This window comes from Pseudomonas sp. P5_B3 (assembly GCF_056400405.1).
The window spans coordinates 35,914-51,716 of record NZ_JBFULI010000011.1; the positions used below are offsets into that span (position 1 = coordinate 35,914).

General features: G+C 60.6%; 14 protein-coding genes and 1 tRNA gene. 6 read left to right on the forward strand and 9 right to left on the reverse strand.

Translation table 11 applies throughout. From position 1 onward, the window contains the following. The first annotated feature begins 19 nt into the window (after positions 1–19). The 3 genes from selA (at position 20) to AC1DRN_RS09460 (ending at position 3,475) form a co-directional block, all read left to right on the forward strand. The gene (gene selA, locus AC1DRN_RS09450; RefSeq protein WP_223457980.1) at positions 20–1,450 is read left to right on the forward strand and encodes an L-seryl-tRNA(Sec) selenium transferase; all 1,431 of its coding nucleotides are present in this window, start codon (positions 20–22) and stop codon (positions 1,448–1,450) included. Beyond that, a complete protein-coding gene (selB, locus tag AC1DRN_RS09455) occupies positions 1,447–3,360 on the forward strand; it encodes a selenocysteine-specific translation elongation factor (RefSeq protein WP_223457978.1) in 1,914 nt (637 codons plus the stop codon). The genes selA and selB overlap by 4 nt, the downstream gene beginning before the upstream one ends. A gap of 19 nt (positions 3,361–3,379) precedes the next feature. Beyond that, positions 3,380–3,475, forward strand: a tRNA-Sec gene (locus AC1DRN_RS09460). An 8-nt stretch (positions 3,476–3,483) separates the two neighbouring features. Here the strand turns inward: AC1DRN_RS09460 and AC1DRN_RS09465 are convergent. From AC1DRN_RS09465 to AC1DRN_RS09505, 9 genes are all read right to left on the reverse strand, one after another. Then, a complete protein-coding gene (locus tag AC1DRN_RS09465; RefSeq protein ID WP_223457976.1) occupies positions 3,484–4,812 on the reverse strand; it encodes an OprD family porin in 1,329 nt (442 codons plus the stop codon). A gap of 177 nt (positions 4,813–4,989) precedes the next feature. Beyond that, positions 4,990–5,643: a hydrolase gene (locus AC1DRN_RS09470; RefSeq protein ID WP_477786682.1), complete on the reverse strand. Its 654-nt coding sequence runs from the start codon at positions 5,641–5,643 to the stop codon at positions 4,990–4,992. Positions 5,644–5,868: 225 nt separating this feature from the next. After that, on the reverse strand, positions 5,869–7,347 hold the full coding sequence (locus tag AC1DRN_RS09475) for a DUF1254 domain-containing protein (RefSeq protein ID WP_457265902.1): 1,479 nt from the start codon (positions 7,345–7,347) through the stop codon (positions 5,869–5,871). Between the two features lie 16 nt (positions 7,348–7,363). Next, positions 7,364–7,513, reverse strand: a complete 150-nt coding sequence (locus AC1DRN_RS09480) for a hypothetical protein (RefSeq protein WP_457265923.1) — start codon at positions 7,511–7,513, stop codon at positions 7,364–7,366. 72 nt (positions 7,514–7,585) lie between these two features. Next, positions 7,586–8,653, reverse strand: coding sequence for an alpha/beta fold hydrolase (locus tag AC1DRN_RS09485; RefSeq protein ID WP_457265901.1), 1,068 nt, complete (start codon positions 8,651–8,653; stop codon positions 7,586–7,588). Positions 8,654–8,816: 163 nt separating this feature from the next. After that, positions 8,817–10,175 (reverse strand): ATP-binding protein, encoded by a 1,359-nt coding sequence (locus AC1DRN_RS09490; RefSeq protein WP_457265900.1) that lies wholly within the window; start codon positions 10,173–10,175, stop codon positions 8,817–8,819. Further along, complete coding sequence (locus tag AC1DRN_RS09495) at positions 10,151–10,816, reverse strand: response regulator (RefSeq protein ID WP_223457967.1); 666 nt, start codon at positions 10,814–10,816, stop codon at positions 10,151–10,153. The genes AC1DRN_RS09490 and AC1DRN_RS09495 overlap by 25 nt, the downstream gene beginning before the upstream one ends. 84 nt (positions 10,817–10,900) lie before the next feature. Further along, positions 10,901–11,335 (reverse strand): hypothetical protein, encoded by a 435-nt coding sequence (locus AC1DRN_RS09500; protein ID WP_223457966.1) that lies wholly within the window; start codon positions 11,333–11,335, stop codon positions 10,901–10,903. A gap of 27 nt (positions 11,336–11,362) precedes the next feature. Continuing rightward, a complete protein-coding gene (locus tag AC1DRN_RS09505) occupies positions 11,363–12,127 on the reverse strand; it encodes a COG4705 family protein (protein WP_457265899.1) in 765 nt (254 codons plus the stop codon). 431 nt (positions 12,128–12,558) lie between these two features. Here AC1DRN_RS09505 and AC1DRN_RS09510 point away from each other — a divergent pair, with 431 nt between their 5' ends. From AC1DRN_RS09510 to AC1DRN_RS09520, 3 genes are all read left to right on the forward strand, one after another. Next, the gene (locus AC1DRN_RS09510) at positions 12,559–13,770 is read left to right on the forward strand and encodes an MFS transporter (RefSeq protein ID WP_457265897.1); all 1,212 of its coding nucleotides are present in this window, start codon (positions 12,559–12,561) and stop codon (positions 13,768–13,770) included. 118 nt (positions 13,771–13,888) lie between these two features. Then, on the forward strand, positions 13,889–14,806 hold the full coding sequence (locus AC1DRN_RS09515) for a LysR family transcriptional regulator (RefSeq protein WP_457265896.1): 918 nt from the start codon (positions 13,889–13,891) through the stop codon (positions 14,804–14,806). Between the two features lie 91 nt (positions 14,807–14,897). Then, positions 14,898–15,617, forward strand: coding sequence for a TetR/AcrR family transcriptional regulator (locus AC1DRN_RS09520; protein WP_477786683.1), 720 nt, complete (start codon positions 14,898–14,900; stop codon positions 15,615–15,617). Positions 15,618–15,803: the final 186 nt, after the last annotated feature.

Consider the following 15,803-nt stretch of genomic DNA (forward strand, 5'->3'; position numbering starts at 1 on the left):
TCGTTTTCAGGAGCGCCAGATGTCTGCACGCGGTGCCAGCCAGCCTCTGCGTCTACCTTCCATCGACAGTTTGTTGCGGCACCCGGCGTGCCTGCCGTTGGCCGAGCGCTATGGACGCGACGCCTTGCTGAATACCTTGCGGCTTTTGCTGGATGAGTTGCGCGAAGGGGCGCAGCAGGGATTGCTCGAACCTGCAGAAGTCAGCGCCGAAGTGCTGGCGGGCAGGGTCGGCGAACGATTGACAACCCAGCATCGCAGCCAGGTGCACCGGGTGTTCAACCTCACTGGCACGGTGCTGCACACCAATCTCGGGCGGGCGTTGTTGCCTGAAGAGGCGATTGAGGCGGTGCAAATGGCGGCCCGCTATCCGCTTAACCTGGAATTTGACCTGCGCAGCGGCAAGCGCGGTGACCGCGACGACCTGATCGAAGGCTTGATCCTCGAACTGACCGGCGCCGAAGCTGTGACCGTGGTCAATAACAATGCCGCAGCGGTCTTGCTGACTCTCAACAGCCTGGGCGCGCGCAAGGAAGGGATTATTTCCCGGGGCGAACTGATTGAAATCGGTGGCGCCTTTCGCATCCCCGACATCATGGCCCGCGCCGGGGTGAAGCTGGTTGAGGTCGGCACCACCAACCGCACCCATGCCCGCGACTACGAGGCCGCCATTGGCCCGCGCAGCGGATTGATCCTGCGCGTGCATGCGAGCAACTACAGCATTCAAGGCTTCACCACGCGTGTGGCGACGGCTGAACTGGCGCAAATTGCCCACCAGCATGGACTGCCGTTGCTTGAAGACCTCGGCAGCGGCAGCCTGCTGGACCTGACCCGCTGGGGCTTGCCCGCCGAACCGACGGTACGCCAGGCGCTGCTCGATGGCGCGGACATCGTTACCTTCAGTGGCGACAAACTGCTTGGCGGGCCGCAAGCCGGGCTTATCGTCGGTCGCAAGGAGTTGATCGCCAGGATCAAGAAAAACCCGCTCAAGCGTGCGCTGCGGGTCGACAAAATGACCCTGGCGGCCCTGGAAGCGGTGTTGGCTTTGTACCGCAACCCGGACCGACTCGCCGAGCGCTTGCCGAGCCTGCGCCTGTTGACCCGGCCACAGGCCGATATCCTCGCCCAGGCCGAACGATTGCGGCCAGCGCTGGCCCAGGTGCTGGGTGAGGGCTGGAGCGTCAGTGCCATGCCGGCACTCGGCATGATCGGCAGCGGCAGCCAACCGGTGGCACGGCTGGCCAGTGCGGCGCTGTGTGTGCGACCACTCACTTCCAAGCGCTTGCGCGGGCGATCTTTGCTGAATCTTGAGCAGGCTTTGCGCGGTTTACCGATTGCGGTCCTCGGGCGCATTGACGATGACGCCCTGTGGCTGGACCTGCGGCAACTGGACGACGAGCCGGCATGGCTGGCGCAACTCGATCAATTACAAGTGGAGGGCCGGGCAGGGTGATTGTCGGCACCGCAGGGCACATCGACCATGGCAAAACCGCGCTGCTCCAGGCGCTGACCGGTCAGGCGGGTGACCGGCGCCGGGAAGAGCGCGAGCGCGGTATGACCATCGACCTCGGCTACCTGTATGCCGCGCTGGAGCCGGGAGCGGGAGCGGGCCTGACCGGTTTCATCGATGTTCCCGGCCATGAACGCTTCACCCACAACATGCTCGCCGGAGCGCAGGGCATCGATCTTGTGTTGCTGGTGGTGGCCGCCGATGACGGGGTGATGCCGCAGACCCGCGAGCATCTGGCGATTGTCGAGCTGCTCGGCATTCCCCGGGCGCTGGTGGCCATCACCAAATGCGACCGGGTCGATGGTGCCCGGGTGCAGGCTGTTCGCGAGCAGGTGGGCGCATTACTGGCGCCCGGTCCGTATGCCGGTGCACCGCTGATGGCGCTGTCGAGCGTGACCTTTGATGGCATCGACACCTTGCGCCAGGCGTTGCTCGATGCCCAGCGCGAGGTGTCGCAACGCAGCACCGAAGGTGGTTTTCGCCTGGCGATCGATCGGGCCTTCAGCGTGGCCGGGGCCGGTATCGTGGTGACCGGTACGGCGCTGTCCGGCCGGGTCGCGGTGGGGGATACCTTGCTACTGGGGCCACAAGGCAAACCGGTGCGCATTCGCGGCCTGCACGCGCAAAACCAGGTCGCCGACCATGCCTTTGCCGGCCAGCGCGTGGCGTTGAACCTGAGTGCCGAACGGCTGGCCCTGGAGCACATCCATCGCGGCCACTGGTTGCTGGCCGCCGGCTTGTATGCGCCCACCCAACGGCTGGACTTCGACATGCAGTTGCTCCCCGGTGAACCCCGCGCCTTCGAGCACTTTCAACCGGTGCACGTGCACCTCGGCACCCAGGACGTCACCGGGCGAGTCGCCTTGCTCGAAGGCACCAGCCTGGCGCCCGGTGAGCGGATGTTGGCCCAACTGTTGCTCAATACACCGGTGCATGCGGTGAAAGGCGATCCGCTGATCCTGCGCGACCAGAGTGCCCAACGTACGCTGGGCGGCGGCCGGGTGCTCGACCCGTTTGCTCCCACTCGGCAACGCCGCAGCCCCGAACGATTGGCGCAGCTGCATGCATTGGTGAACAGCGCAAAGCTGGAGGATGTTTTGCCGGCATTGCTGGCCCATAGCGACAGCGGGCTCGATCCGCAGCGCCTGGAACGGCAGTTCAACCGACTGCGCAGCAGCTGGGTGTTGCCCGCTGACGTGCGCTGGGTCGAAACCCGTCAAGGCGCGTTGCTGTTCAGCGCCAGTCGTTGGGAAGCCTTGAAAGCGGCCGTACTGGAGCAACTCGCGCGCTTGCATCAACTCGAACCGGATCAAATGGGGCCGGACCGGGATCGTTTGCGCCGATTTACCGGTAGCACTCTGGAACGCGCAACATTTATCACCCTGCTCGAGGAGTTACTGGCCAGCGGCGACATCGCCAGCAGCGGTCCGTGGTTGCATCTGCCCGGGCATCAGGTGCGTTTGAGCGAAGAGGACGAAGCCCTGTGGCGACACGTGCAGCCGCTGTTCGAACAGGCCGGTTTCGACCCGCCCTGGGTGCGCGACCTGGGGCATGAGGAAGCGGACGTGCGCGATTTGCTGCGCAAAATGGCGCGCCTGGGCTTGATGCACCAGGTGGTGCGCGATCTGTTTTACACCGACAGCATGATCCACCGATTGGCGGCTATGCTGTTGCAACTGGCAGACGCCAACCCGGTGATTCAGGTGGCGGCGTTTCGTGATGCCGTGGGCCTGGGGCGCAAGCGCAGCATTCAGATACTGGAGTACTTCGACCGTATCGGTCTGACACGACGCTTGGGTGATCGCCGGCAGATTCGCCTGGACAGTGCGTTGGCCCAGCACACAGAACACTGATTCAAAGGCATGACTTCAAGGAAGGCAATCGCGCCCGGTGGCGCGGCCGGGCTTCAAACCCGGTTGGGGACGGCATCCGTTCCCGGGCAGGTTCGACTCCGGCTGCCTTCCGCCACTTTCCACTCAGAACGGCCCAAAGTTCAACGGGTACTGGATGACCACGTACACCCGGTCGATGTCATCGCCGGCCTGGGCCGCGTTGGCCCGGTGCGACACATGGGACAGTTGCAACGACAAGTCCTTGGCCACCCCGGATTGCACGATGTACTTCAAGTCAATGTCCCGCTCCCAGTGCTTGCCCCCGTCACCTTGTTGCGGTGTGAAGGTGCCGGTCGCCGGGTCGAACGGGTTGTAGGCCCCGCCTTGTGGCGCATGGGTGCCGTCGATCTGGTCGCCGGTGACGTAGCGGGCCATGAACTTCAGGCCGGGTACCCCGAAGGTGGCCAGGTCCAGGTCGTAGCGAACCTGCCAGGAGCGTTCGCGGGCGCCGTTGAAGTCGGCGTACTTGATCGAGTTGGCGAGGTAGATGGAGTCGCCACCGACAAAATCGAACGGCGTATCACCGTTGATCTTCTGATAGGCCAGGGTGAAACCATGGGCACCCAGCGTGTATCGGCCGGACAGGCTGTACGCCGTGTTGTCGATGGCGCCGGCCAGCGCTTGACCGGTGTCCCGGGTGTGATAGAGGTTGGCGTCGAGGAACACTTCGGACTGCTTGAAGTGCAGGTTGCCGTAGTACTGATGCCAGGTGTCGGTCAGCTCCGAAGCGTACAGGGCGCCACCGACCGGACTTTGGGTAAACAGATCGGCGCCGACAAACGAAATGCCGCCGGCCTCGGTGTTGGCGCCATAACCGAAAAAGTTGCCCTTGCCTGACGCACTGTCCTGATTCTTGAACGCCGTGAAGTGGCCGGCCTGCAGGTTCATTCCGTCGATTTCGCGGCTGTCGAGCAGAAAACCGGTGGCGTACTCTGGTTGCAGGCGTTTGTCCGCGGTGTCGAACACCGGGGATTCGACCTCCATTTCGCCAAACGCCAGGGTGGTCTTCGATGCCTTGAGCTTGATCGCGCCGCCACCGCTGGAGTAGTCGCTTTCGCTGCGGCCGTCACTGCCCACCGGCAGCAATCCGGTCCCGGAATGGCCCTTGCCGCCATCGAGTTTCAATCCCAGAAAAGCATGGGCATCGAGGCCGAAGCCGACGGTTCCTGGTGTGAATCCGGATGTAAAAGCACCGATAAATCCCTGAGCCCATTCGGCTTTGTAGCTCTTACCGGTTGGCGAGGGGGATCGATAGTCGCTGTTCAGATAAAAGTTTCGGCTGAGTACGCCAAGCGTTGCGCCGTCGAGAAATCCTTCTGCGCCTTGTGCTGGTTCATCGGCCAGTGAGTGGGTAGCGAACAGGCAGAAGCACAGGGCAATCGTCACCCTGAAGTCTTGCGGGAAGAGGGTCATCAATGGCTCACCACAGGGGGTAGCGACTGCGATGATTCACTGTAGGAGCGAGCTTGCTCGCGATGGTCGTTAACGATAACGCGTGTTTACTGGCTAAACGCGGCGCTCTTGAGACCATCGCGAGCAAGCTCGCTCCTACAGGAGTCCGCTTGCAGTCGCTGGTTTTTTCAACGGACCTTAATGGCCTTCGGATGCACCAAACATGGTCTTGGCGTAGATCAGGCCCAGACCGTAGGCACCACCGTTGGCAATCGAGGTTTTCACAGTTTCGTCGTAGGTCTCGGTGCGGGCCCAGTCGCGTTGCAGTTCCAGCAGGTATTGCAGCGAGGTCATCGGCCGGGCGCCGATCTGGATCATGCGCTGCATGGCCATTTCATGGGCTTCGGTGCTGACGTCGCCACAGGCGTCGGCAATCACATACACCTCGAAGCCCTGATCGATCGCCGACAACGCCGGGCCGACGATGCAAACAGAGGTCCACAGACYGGCGAGGACGATCTTCTGCTTGCCGATGGCGTTGACCTCCACGGCAATGCGCTCGTCTTCCCAGGTGTTCATGCTGGTGCGGTCGATGACGTTGTGTTCCGGGAACACGGCTTTGATTTCGTCGAAGATCGGCCCGGAAAAACTCTTCTCGGCGACGGTGGTGAGGATGGTCGAGACCTTGAAGCCACGCGCTGCCTTGGCCACCAGTGCGGCGTTGTTGCGCAGGGTGACAGCGTCGATCGACTTGGTCGCGAAGGACATCTGTGACTGGTGATCGATCATGATCAGGGTGTGGTCGGTCGGGGTCAGCAGGGTTTTGCCGGGAACTGCTTTTGCAATGGCCATGACAGGGTCCTTACGGGGTGTGAATGAGGACGTCATGGTTACGTAGATCGGGTCGGGAATATTGAATCGGTGTGCTGTCTTTGACCGACGTGTGCAGTGAGCGAGGCGCGTACCTGTAGGAGCGAGCCTGCTCGCGATGAGGCCGGTACATTCAATAATGATGTCGGCTGACATGCCGCCATCGCGAGCAAGCTCGCTCCCACAGGGATTTGTGTTTAATCCGGTTCAGTTCGTTTTGACCACGGGCGGTGGGGTCCATTGGCCGTTGAGTGCTTCGGACTCTGGCCAGTAAGCCCGGATGTACAGCGAAAAGTTGGCGTCCCCGGGCGAGGGCAGCCAGTTGCTTTCCTTGTCCTTGCCGGGTGATTCGCTTTGCACGTAAAGGGTCAGCGAGCCATCAGGGTTGGTTTGCAGGGACTTGTTCCTGGTGCCAATGGAATAGCGCTTGAGGGCATTCGGGACGAAGAAATGTTGTTCGTTGTACAGCGTCAGCGACCAGAAGCCTCTGACCGGCGGCAGCTTGCCTTTGGCGAATGTCACGCTGTAACCGTACTGACCGTTGAGGCGCAGGCCGTTCTCATCCAGGTCCTGGTAGAAGTATTTGGCCTCTTTCTGCTGGTTCACGAAAATGTTCGAGCGCGCCACGGCGGTACGGCTGAAATAGTCGGTGCCGAACGCTGCGCCGTTGCTCACTGTGCTCCAGTGATCGGGCAATTGCAGGCCATAGTTGCGGAACTGCAACAGCGGGTCGATCACTTCGCTGTCGGCCTTCTTCGCTTCGTCGATCATCGCGGCCCGAAGTTTAGGGTCGGCCTTGGCGATGGCCGCGAGGGCGGCCATTTGCGCGTAGCGGGCTTCTTCGCCCGGCAATGGCTTGGCATCCTTGAGCAGGGCCGGCAGTTCGTCGAAGAAACTCTCCGGTACCACCCATTTGGTTTCGGCGCTGCCTTCGGAAGCCTGGGCCGGGAATTTCGGCAGCCTGGCCCAGGCACGCTTCTTCATCTTGCCGTCGTACTGCGACAGTGGGTACATGTCGATACCCGACAGTGCCGGCTGCACAGCCAGACGGTCGGTAGCGGTGTCATCCAGGAATACCCGCGGGATCACGAACCCGGTGTTGGTGCGCGCCCGGTACACCCGTTTGATGCCGGGCGGCACCTTGCCGTTCCAGTCCGGGCCGACCAGCAGGTAGAAACCCGGTTGGGTGTTATACATTTTGCCCAGTTCGGCAAAGCTGTCGGAACGCAGGTCGACCACCTGATACACCCAGAAACGGCCGTCGAAGTCCGGCACTTGCAGCACCACCGGCTCAATGTCCAGGGCGATGCTGCCGGCGCCGTACACTACGTCCTGGTTCGGACAGGCCACCAGCCGCTCGGCCGGGTCGATGTAGTCGCCGAGCATCGACAACCGGTTGATCGGGGCCACGGGCACGATGCCGCCCAACAAACCGGGTTCGGGCAGGTCTTTGAACGCCTGGCGACGATTGAAGATGTTGGCCATCGGCCAACCCCAGAAATACGCCTCGCGCGCCATCATGCGCACGTACGGCTCAGTGACTTTGGTGCCGACGACGGGGCCCGCGACCGCGCTGGCGGCTGTGACTTCGACAGCGCGGCTCTGTGCCCCCGGCAGAGAAGTGGCGGCGAGCGTACTGGCAAAGGTCAAGGCAAAGAGGGCATGGCGTCGAGGCAAACGAATCATAAAGCGTCCTGACTTGTCAGCGGTCACCTGATGCAGGTGAGTCGCTGAAAAGATAGCTCATGTTTGCCGCAGCAATACCTGTAGGAGCCGGCTTGCCGGCGATGGACTCAAGTGCACCGCGTTTATCCAGTTCACACGCGTTATCGTTTACGACCATCGCCAGCAAGCTGGCTCCTACAAGGAACCGTGCCCACGAAGGTGGTTATTCGGCAACATCAGGCGAATGCCGGATCAGCCCTCAAAGATGATCCGCATCGATCACCGCCTTGGCGAACGCCTGCGGAGCTTCCTGCGGCAGGTTGTGGCCGATGCCGCCGTTGATCAGCCGGAACTCGTATTTACCGGTGAACCGCTTGGCATAGTCTTCGGGGGCCGGGTGCGGTGCGCCGTTGGCATCGCCTTCCAGGGTAATGGTCGGCACGCTGATGGACGGCGCCGTGGCCAGTTTCTGCTCCAGCGCATCGTACCGGCTCTCGCCCTGGACCAGGCCCAGGCGCCAGCGGTAGTTGAACACGGTGATGTCGACATGGTCCGGGTTATCCAGTGCCCTGGCGCTGCGGTCGAAGGTGGCGTCATCGAACGCCCATTTCGGCGAAGCCAGTTGCCAGATCAGCTTGGCGAAGTCGTGGGTGTTTCTCTCGTAACCGGCGCGACCACGGTCAGTGGCGAAGTAGAACTGATACCACCACTGCAATTCCGCCTTGGGTGGCAGCGGGTTCTTGCCGGCTGCCTGATTGCCGATCAGATAACCGCTGACCGAGACCAGTGCCTTGACCCGCTCCGGCCACAGCGCCGAGACAATATCGGCCGAACGCGCACCCCAGTCATAGCCACCGAGCACCGCTTGTTTGATCTTCAGGGCGTCCATGAAATCGATGACATCACTGGCCAGCGCAGCCGGCTGGCCGTTGCGCTGGGTTTCTACGGACAGGAAACGCGTATCGCCATAGCCGCGCGCATAGGGCATCAGCACCCGATAGCCCTTGGCGGCCAACAACGGCGCGACCTCGTCATAGCTGTGAATGTCGTACGGCCAGCCGTGGAGCAGGATCACCACCGGGCCGTTGGTCGGGCCAGTTTCGGCGTACGCCACATTCAGCAGTCCGGCGTTGACATGCTTGAGCGGGCCGAAGGGCAAGGGCGCCACCTGCGTGGTAGCGGCCGGGGTCGCCGCTGGCTGCGTGGTGGCGGCCGTTTGCGCGTGAGCTGCGCCAAGAGCGCCGAACAGGGTCAGCGCAAGGATCGAAGGGCCGACCAGGTGGCGGCGAGTGTTGCCGGTGTTGCTGTTGCGCAATGCCATCTTCATGGGATGTCTCCATTACCAGCCATGGGTCAGGGGTCCGGTCGGAGCCCCTTCAAACCTTACTTGCATTGAAACGCGGCAACGTATCCGGCCTGTGTCGAATCGCCGGGCGGATGAAAGCCTGTGTATCGAGCGTTCGCGTTTACACACTGTGATACATAGGGATCTAGTCTGAGCCTCTTTTCAGCTCGATTGACACACATAACCCGCGCTTGTTCGTCTCGTCCGAAAAGCTCAAGCGCACCCGAGCCCCCGTGCGCTCGGCGATGGCCCTGACGATGGACAAGCCCAGCCCCGAGCCTGCTTCTTCGGTGCCCACGCTGCGATAGAACGGGTCGAACACGCGCACTTGTTCATCGGCGGTGATGCCCGGGCCGGAGTCCTTGACCTGAAGGATTACGATTTCCTGTGCGAGCGCCACCGACAGGTCGACGCGTCCGCCACAAGGGGTGTAGCGGATCGCGTTGTCCACCAGGTTCTTGACCAGTATCAGCAGGTCCATTTCGTTGATGACGAGCTGCACGTCTTCGGTGCCTTCAACACCGATGTCGATGTTCTTGCGTTCCGCCAGGGGCAACAGGTCCTCCAGCACCCGTCGATAGACCTCATGCACCGAAACCGTGGTTTGCGGCCGCTCGGCGTTCGATTGCGCGGCGGCCAGGGCCAGCAACTGATCGATCAGCTTTCTGCTGCGCTCAATGCCGCAGGACAGCGGCAACAGGCGCTCGACGGCTTGCGTCGGCATGGGTGTGGCTTTCAGTCGCTCGGCTTGCAGAGACAGGGCTGTCATGGGTGAGCGCAGTTCGTGGGCGGCGTCGGCAATGAAGCGCCGCTGGGTTTCCATGGACTGCGCAACCCGCGCCAGCAAGCGATTGATGGCCACGACGAAAGGGCGGATCTCGGTTGGCAGATGGTGTTCGTCGATAGGGTGCAGGGCCTGTTTGTCGCGTCGGTCCAGGTCATCGGAGAGGGTGGCAATGGGGCGAAACAGCTTGTGCACCAGATCGCTCACCACCAGCAACAGCACCGGAAACAGAATGAGAAACGGCAGCAGGCTGCGCAAGGCGCTCTCGCGCGCCTCCTTGTCGCGAACCCCCGTCTCCTGGGCGACGACGATGCGCTCGCCCCGGGCGGTGGTCCTGACCAGTGCGCGAAAGTCTTCGCCAGCGATATTCAATGTCGACAAGCCATCGGCCAGCGTCGTGGAGAAGGGCAGCGGTATGACGCTGTCGTCGTGGTTGCCGGCGGCTTTGCTGCTGTCGGCCAGGTATTGCACGATGACCCTGGATTCTTCGTCGTCACCGGCGATTTTTTCGGTAGCGGGGTAGTGCAGGGTCATCTGCTGCCGATCGAACAGGATGGCCACCTGACGTAAGGTGTCGTCCTGCATTTCGTGGGCTTCGTCGAGGGCCGAGACGAACGCAAACATCCCGGCCAGCACCGCCACGATCAGGATGGCCAGCGACAGTGCGACCGACAGCCGTACCTGCACCGAGTCGCTCAAGCGCTTTTTGAAACCATCCATCCCATACCCCTGACGTTCTTGATGACCTGGTTGCCCAGCTTGCGTCGCAGCGAATGAATCAGAAACTCCACCGCGTTGCTTTCCACTTCGTTGCCCCAGCCGTAGAGGCGGTCTTCGAGTTCGCTGCGCGAGAGGATCGCCCCCGGGCGGATCAGCAGGGCCTGTAACAAGGCGAACTCGCGGCTGGACAGTTGCACGTCGGGGTTCTCGGCAGTGCTCGCCTGTTTCGACACCAGGTCCAGCGCCACCACACCGTTGTCCAGCAATGACTGGGCGCTCCCGCCGTTACGGCGCAGCACAGCGCGCATGCGGGCCAGCAACTCGGCCATGTCGAAGGGTTTGAGCAGGTAGTCGTCGGCACCACCGTCGAGGCCACGCAGGCGATCGTCGAGGCTGTCCCGTGCGGTGATGATCAGCAGAGGCACCGGGTTGTTGCGGGCGCGAATGCTGTCGAGCACATCGAGCCCGTCCTTGCCTGGCAATCCGAGGTCCAGCAGCACCAGGTCGTAGGGCTGGGTCTGCAGCGCCGAGAGTGCGGTAAGGCCGTTTTTCACCCAGTCGGTCGCGTAGCTCGCATCACTCAGTGCGCCCTGGATGGCGTCTCCGATCATCGGGTCATCTTCGACCAGCAATATGCGCATGTCCCGCTCCGAAAAAAAGGCGCGGCGGCCATGACCGTCGCGCCTGTATTGAAGCACCTGTACCGGCGTTTGTCCGCCCGGTTATTACACGCCTTTCATCGAATCGAAGGCCTTCATCAGCTCGTTCATGCGGGCCTTGCAATTGCTCTGTTGCGGACTGCTGGCGCGCAACGCGTCGAGCGCGCGGTCAATGGCCTTGTCCACTACATGCCAGTCGCTCGCAGCGCGCGGCTTGATGCCAGCTTCGGCGGAGTCCCAGGCGCTCTCCAGGTCCTTGATGCGGGCTTTCGCACCCGGCAGATCGTTTTTATCGACGATCGCGGCTACGTCGGCGGCGATAGTACGGAACTCGGACAGGTCACCCAGTTTTGAACCGGATTGGGTTTGGGCACTCATCGCACCGGATGTGGCGCCCGCAGCAGGTTTGTCGGCGGGTTTCGAGCAGCCGGCGGCGATGCTCAGCAGAAAGATCGACGAGACAATGGCGACGTGACGAATGATGTTTTGAAAAGGGCGCATGACGATTCCTTGATGGACTATTAAGTGTTACTGAGTGACGGGCTTGCGGTTGCCGACGCTGATCTGCGCTACCGCAACCAACAGGACGATGACGCACAGGAAGATCGCGCTGGTCCAGGTGGCGCCCATGCCGAGGCCACCGTAAGTCTTGGACTGGGTCAGCAAGTCGCCCAGAGAAGCACCGAACGGACGGGTCAGGATGTAGGCGACCCAGAATGACCGCACCACGCTGGCCCCCAGGCGCCAGGCTACTAATGTCGCGGCGAGCAGCGCGGCGAAAATCACCGCGCCGAGGGTGAAGCCCAGACCCAGGGCCTCGGTGGCCAGGTCACCGGCTGCCGTACCGAGGGCAAAGGTGCAGAGCACGGTCGTCCAGTAGAACCACTCCCGGCGCGGGGTGACGATCTCGCGGATCGACAGGTTGTGCTCCACCCGGTACCAGACGAGAAAATTGAGTGCCAGCAGGACTGAAAACACGGCGGTGCTGGTGTACAGGCTAACGTCGAGTACATCGGTCAGGATGTCGGTGAGCTGCGTCCCGACGATGCTCACCAGCACCACGGTCAGCCAGTAGATCCAGGGCGAACAGGCGGTTTTGCGCGTCTGTATGAAGAGGGCGATGGCCAGCAATGTCGCCATGCCGACGCTGGTCCAGCCCAGGCCGAGGCCGGCATCGACGGCGAGAAAGTCCGCGCCGGTTTCACCCACCGTCGTGGACAAGATCTTGATCACCCAGAATGACAGGGTCACCTCGGGTACTTTGTTGAGCCATCCGGCTGTAACGGGTTTCATGGGCGGGTTGCCTCTCCTGTGCAGCGCCGAAGTTGCGCAAGGGAGACGATACGGGTCGAAACTTAGCTGAGACTGAGGGGCAGGGAAGTCGAGCGGTTTCTGATACGGCTTCGAGTCAGAGTAAAAGCCAACTCGAAGATTTAGCGTCACGATGTGTTTCGCCTTACTCAGAAATTTCATTTTTACCCGCCCAATGGGCATCGACCTCGAAAGTTGAGTGCGGGCAATGAAGTATCCCGCTTATATACGCCAATGATGCACACGGGAGGCGTTGATTGCGCCCAGGCAGCTTTTGCGCACGACGCAACATGACATTGCGCCATGTCCGTATTCTCTCGGTGGGGCGTGCCGCCTACTTTGTGACCTGACAATCATCAGGCGGGTGACCTTCATTGGAAAGTCACCGCGGTCGAACCTCAGGAGTTCATGGCATGAGCGTTTCAACCAGCGGCACAGCAGCGGCGATAACAAAAGCTTCAATGACGAGGGGAATGGTGCTTCTCTTTGCGTTTTGTTGTGGTGCCATCGTGGCCAACATCTATTACGCACAACCGATTATCAGCTTGATCGCCCCGGATATCGGCATGTCGAATGGCAGCGCCAGCTTTATCGTATCGCTGACTCAAATTGGTTACGCACTCGGATTGTTTTTCCTGGTTCCCTTGGCGGACCTCATGGAAAACCGCCGACTGATGATCGCGACGATCGTGGTTACAATCTTCAGCCTGATCGCCGCTGGTTTGGCCAGGCAACCGAGTGTGTTTCTTGTCGTCTCGGCACTCATCGGTTTCAGCTCGGTCTGCGTGCAGATGCTGATTCCATTGGCCGCGCATCTGACGCCGGAAGAGTCTCGCGGCCGAGTGGTGGGCGGGATCATGGGGGGCTTGCTGTTGGGGATCCTGCTTGCGCGTCCGCTGTCGAGCCTGGTTGCTGATCATTTTGGCTGGCGGGCAGTATTTATCGGCGCGGCTGCGTTGATGTTCGTCATCTCCATGGTGATCGGCATGACCATGCCCAAATGGCAACCGACCCATCGCGCGTCGTATGGGCAGTTGCTGAAGTCCCTTGGACAATTGTTTTACCGTGAGCCGGTATTGCGTCAACGAGCGCTCTATCAAGGGTTGATGTTTGCGGCGTTCAGCTTGTTCTGGACCGCTGTCCCCCTGGTATTGAGCCGTGAGTTCGGCCTCACGCAAAGTCAGATTGCGATTTTCTCTCTGGTCGGCGCCATCGGCGCAATCGCCGCACCTATCAGTGGTCGACTCGCTGATGCGGGGCACACTCGACGAGCCTCACAGTTGGCGATGATATTGGGTGCAGTGAGTTTCCTGCCGGCCTTCATCAATCCTTTTTACGGTGTGATCGGGTTAGCGGTTACGGGTATCGCGCTGGATTTTGCCGTGCAGATGAACATGGTGCTTGGGCAACGAGCCGTCTACGCCTTGGGCACTGCCAACCGAGGCCGTCTGAATGCGTTGTACATGATCAGCATCTTCATTGGCGGGGCGATCGGCTCCTCGGTGGCCAGCTCGCTTTATGAACACTTCAGCTGGTTGGCGATTGCCGCAGTCGGAAGTGCATTGTCACTGGCCACTCTGATCGCGTTCTTGATGGTGTCCCGTAGAAGCGGGCAGACCCACTGAGTAAATCCGTCGCCTGAACAAACGATTGGGGAGGGAGCCCCAAGTTCGTCATCAAATCCAATCAGTGATTCAATAGGCGCACCGTTCCCAGTCAGCGCCCGGTAACTCAAGGAGTGTCATGGACAAGCTGCTCGCATTGAAAATGTTCGTCCAGGCGGTGGATTCGAAGGGTTTTTCTTCTGCCGCACGACAATTAGGCATGGCTACGTCATCTGTAACCCGGATGATCGATGGGCTTGAGGCTGAACTGGGCGCTGTCCTGCTTAACCGCTCCCCCCGTCAAATCTCATTGTCAGATGCCGGGGCCGCCTACTATTTGAAAGCGCGGGAGGTGCTCAATGCTGTGGCCGAAGCGGATGCCTCAGTCACTGACCGTGGGGAAATCCCTGCGGGGCATCTGCGTATTTCGGTGCCGGTGGCGCTTGGACGGCGTCTCATTGCTCCGCATATCGCCTCGCTTTTGAAACGTTACCCGCAGTTGGTGTTGGACATGACACTTTCTGACGACATCGTCGAGTTGCTCGGCGAGCGCGTCGATCTATCGATACGGTTGGGATCGGCAGCAGCGATGGATGGTGTGGTCAGTCGTCCCATCGGTCATTTTCGGCGTCGGGCGGTTGCCAGCGCCGCGTACTTGAATACGCATGGCTTTCCCGAACAGCCTCTGGACCTGCTGCAGCACGAGTGCATGCGCTTCAGTTACGGGGCAAAGCAGCAGGTCTGGACGTTCCAAAAGGACGGTGAGGAGACGCGAGTGCCCATTGACGGCCGCTTCAAAAGCAACAATGCGGAGGTTTTGCGCGAAGTTGTACTGGCCGGCGGTGGGGTGGCGCTGTTACCGGATTGGCTCGTCGACGATGATATCGACAGCGGCGACTTGACGTCGTTGTTCGAGTCTTTTGTGATCAATCCCAACGATGCAAGTTCGGCCATTTCCGCGCTGTATCTTCCCAATCATCGCGGCTCCAGACGCGTCAATGCGTTTATCGATTTCATCAGTGAATTACTGGGGCCTGAACACCTCCCCGGGAATTGATCTGCTGGCGTCCTCAGAAGCCGGGTCGGGTTCATAGCCAGCGCATTCTTTTGTTTTGTATGATGCCTCGATGAAGCTCTAGTGAGGCGTTATGCAAGACTCAAAAAACGTAGACGAGAGAACGCCGGAAAAATCAGCGGACTCACAGGGCACCGTCAAAGCGGCGACTCGGCGCCTTTCTCCAGAGGTCCGGGAAAAGCAGATCGTGCACAAAGCCATCGAGCACTTTGCGACGTGCGGATTCTCGGGAAGCACCCGTGAGCTGGCGCGGCAACTGGACGTTACCCAGCCGTTGCTCTACCGCTATTTCCCCAGCAAAGAGGCATTGATCGACCGTGTTTACGACGAGGTATATCAGTGGGATGCCTCTTGGGAGACGATAATCAAGGATCGTTCGCAACCCCTTCAGGCTCGCCTGGTTCGTTTCTATACCTCATACGCAAACGTGATTTTGCGGCGAGAATGGATTCRCATCTTCGTTTTCGCCGGGTTGACCCGTGAAGGCATCAACGATCGGTATCTGGCCAAATTGCGTGAGCGAGTCTTCATTCCTGTTATTGCGGAAATTCGCCATGCCCATGGTCTGGCGCCTTCCTGCGGTGAAACGATCAATGAAAAAGAGCTCGAACTGATCTGGAGTTTGCATGCCAGCATTTTCTATATTGGCGTGCGCAAATGGATCTACGATCTTCCAGTGACCGAGGACATTGACGCGCTGATAGAGCAGATGGTCGATGCGTTCCTCAATGGCGGTCCCCATGTATTGGCTCAGGTCGACAACGACCTCGGCGAAAAGCCTCGCTTGAATTGATTTTTCCGCTTGCCCACCTGATGACATCCTGCTTCCACCCTTCTTTTTGTCGACCACTCATCACCTGTTTCAGCCTTTAGCTGGATAGGTGGCGGGAGGGCGTGCATCCCGCTATTTCGCTCTGAAAAGCCCTTTCCAAACACCTGGAACTCGCCCTGCCGAGACGCCACCACGACGTGGTTCAGG

Coding starts and splice junctions, on each gene's coding strand:
- selA (WP_223457980.1), top strand. CDS start 20: ATGTCTGCACGCGGTGCCAGCCAGCCTCTGCGTCTACCTTCCATCGAC.
- AC1DRN_RS09465 (WP_223457976.1), bottom strand. CDS start 4,812: ATGACCCTCTTCCCGCAAGACTTCAGGGTGACGATTGCCCTGTGCTTC.
- AC1DRN_RS09475 (WP_457265902.1), bottom strand. CDS start 7,347: ATGATTCGTTTGCCTCGACGCCATGCCCTCTTTGCCTTGACCTTTGCC.
- AC1DRN_RS09485 (WP_457265901.1), bottom strand. CDS start 8,653: ATGAAGATGGCATTGCGCAACAGCAACACCGGCAACACTCGCCGCCAC.
- AC1DRN_RS09490 (WP_457265900.1), bottom strand. CDS start 10,175: ATGGATGGTTTCAAAAAGCGCTTGAGCGACTCGGTGCAGGTACGGCTG.
- AC1DRN_RS09495 (WP_223457967.1), bottom strand. CDS start 10,816: ATGCGCATATTGCTGGTCGAAGATGACCCGATGATCGGAGACGCCATC.
- AC1DRN_RS09500 (WP_223457966.1), bottom strand. CDS start 11,335: ATGCGCCCTTTTCAAAACATCATTCGTCACGTCGCCATTGTCTCGTCG.
- AC1DRN_RS09505 (WP_457265899.1), bottom strand. CDS start 12,127: ATGAAACCCGTTACAGCCGGATGGCTCAACAAAGTACCCGAGGTGACC.
- AC1DRN_RS09510 (WP_457265897.1), top strand. CDS start 12,559: ATGAGCGTTTCAACCAGCGGCACAGCAGCGGCGATAACAAAAGCTTCA.
- AC1DRN_RS09515 (WP_457265896.1), top strand. CDS start 13,889: ATGGACAAGCTGCTCGCATTGAAAATGTTCGTCCAGGCGGTGGATTCG.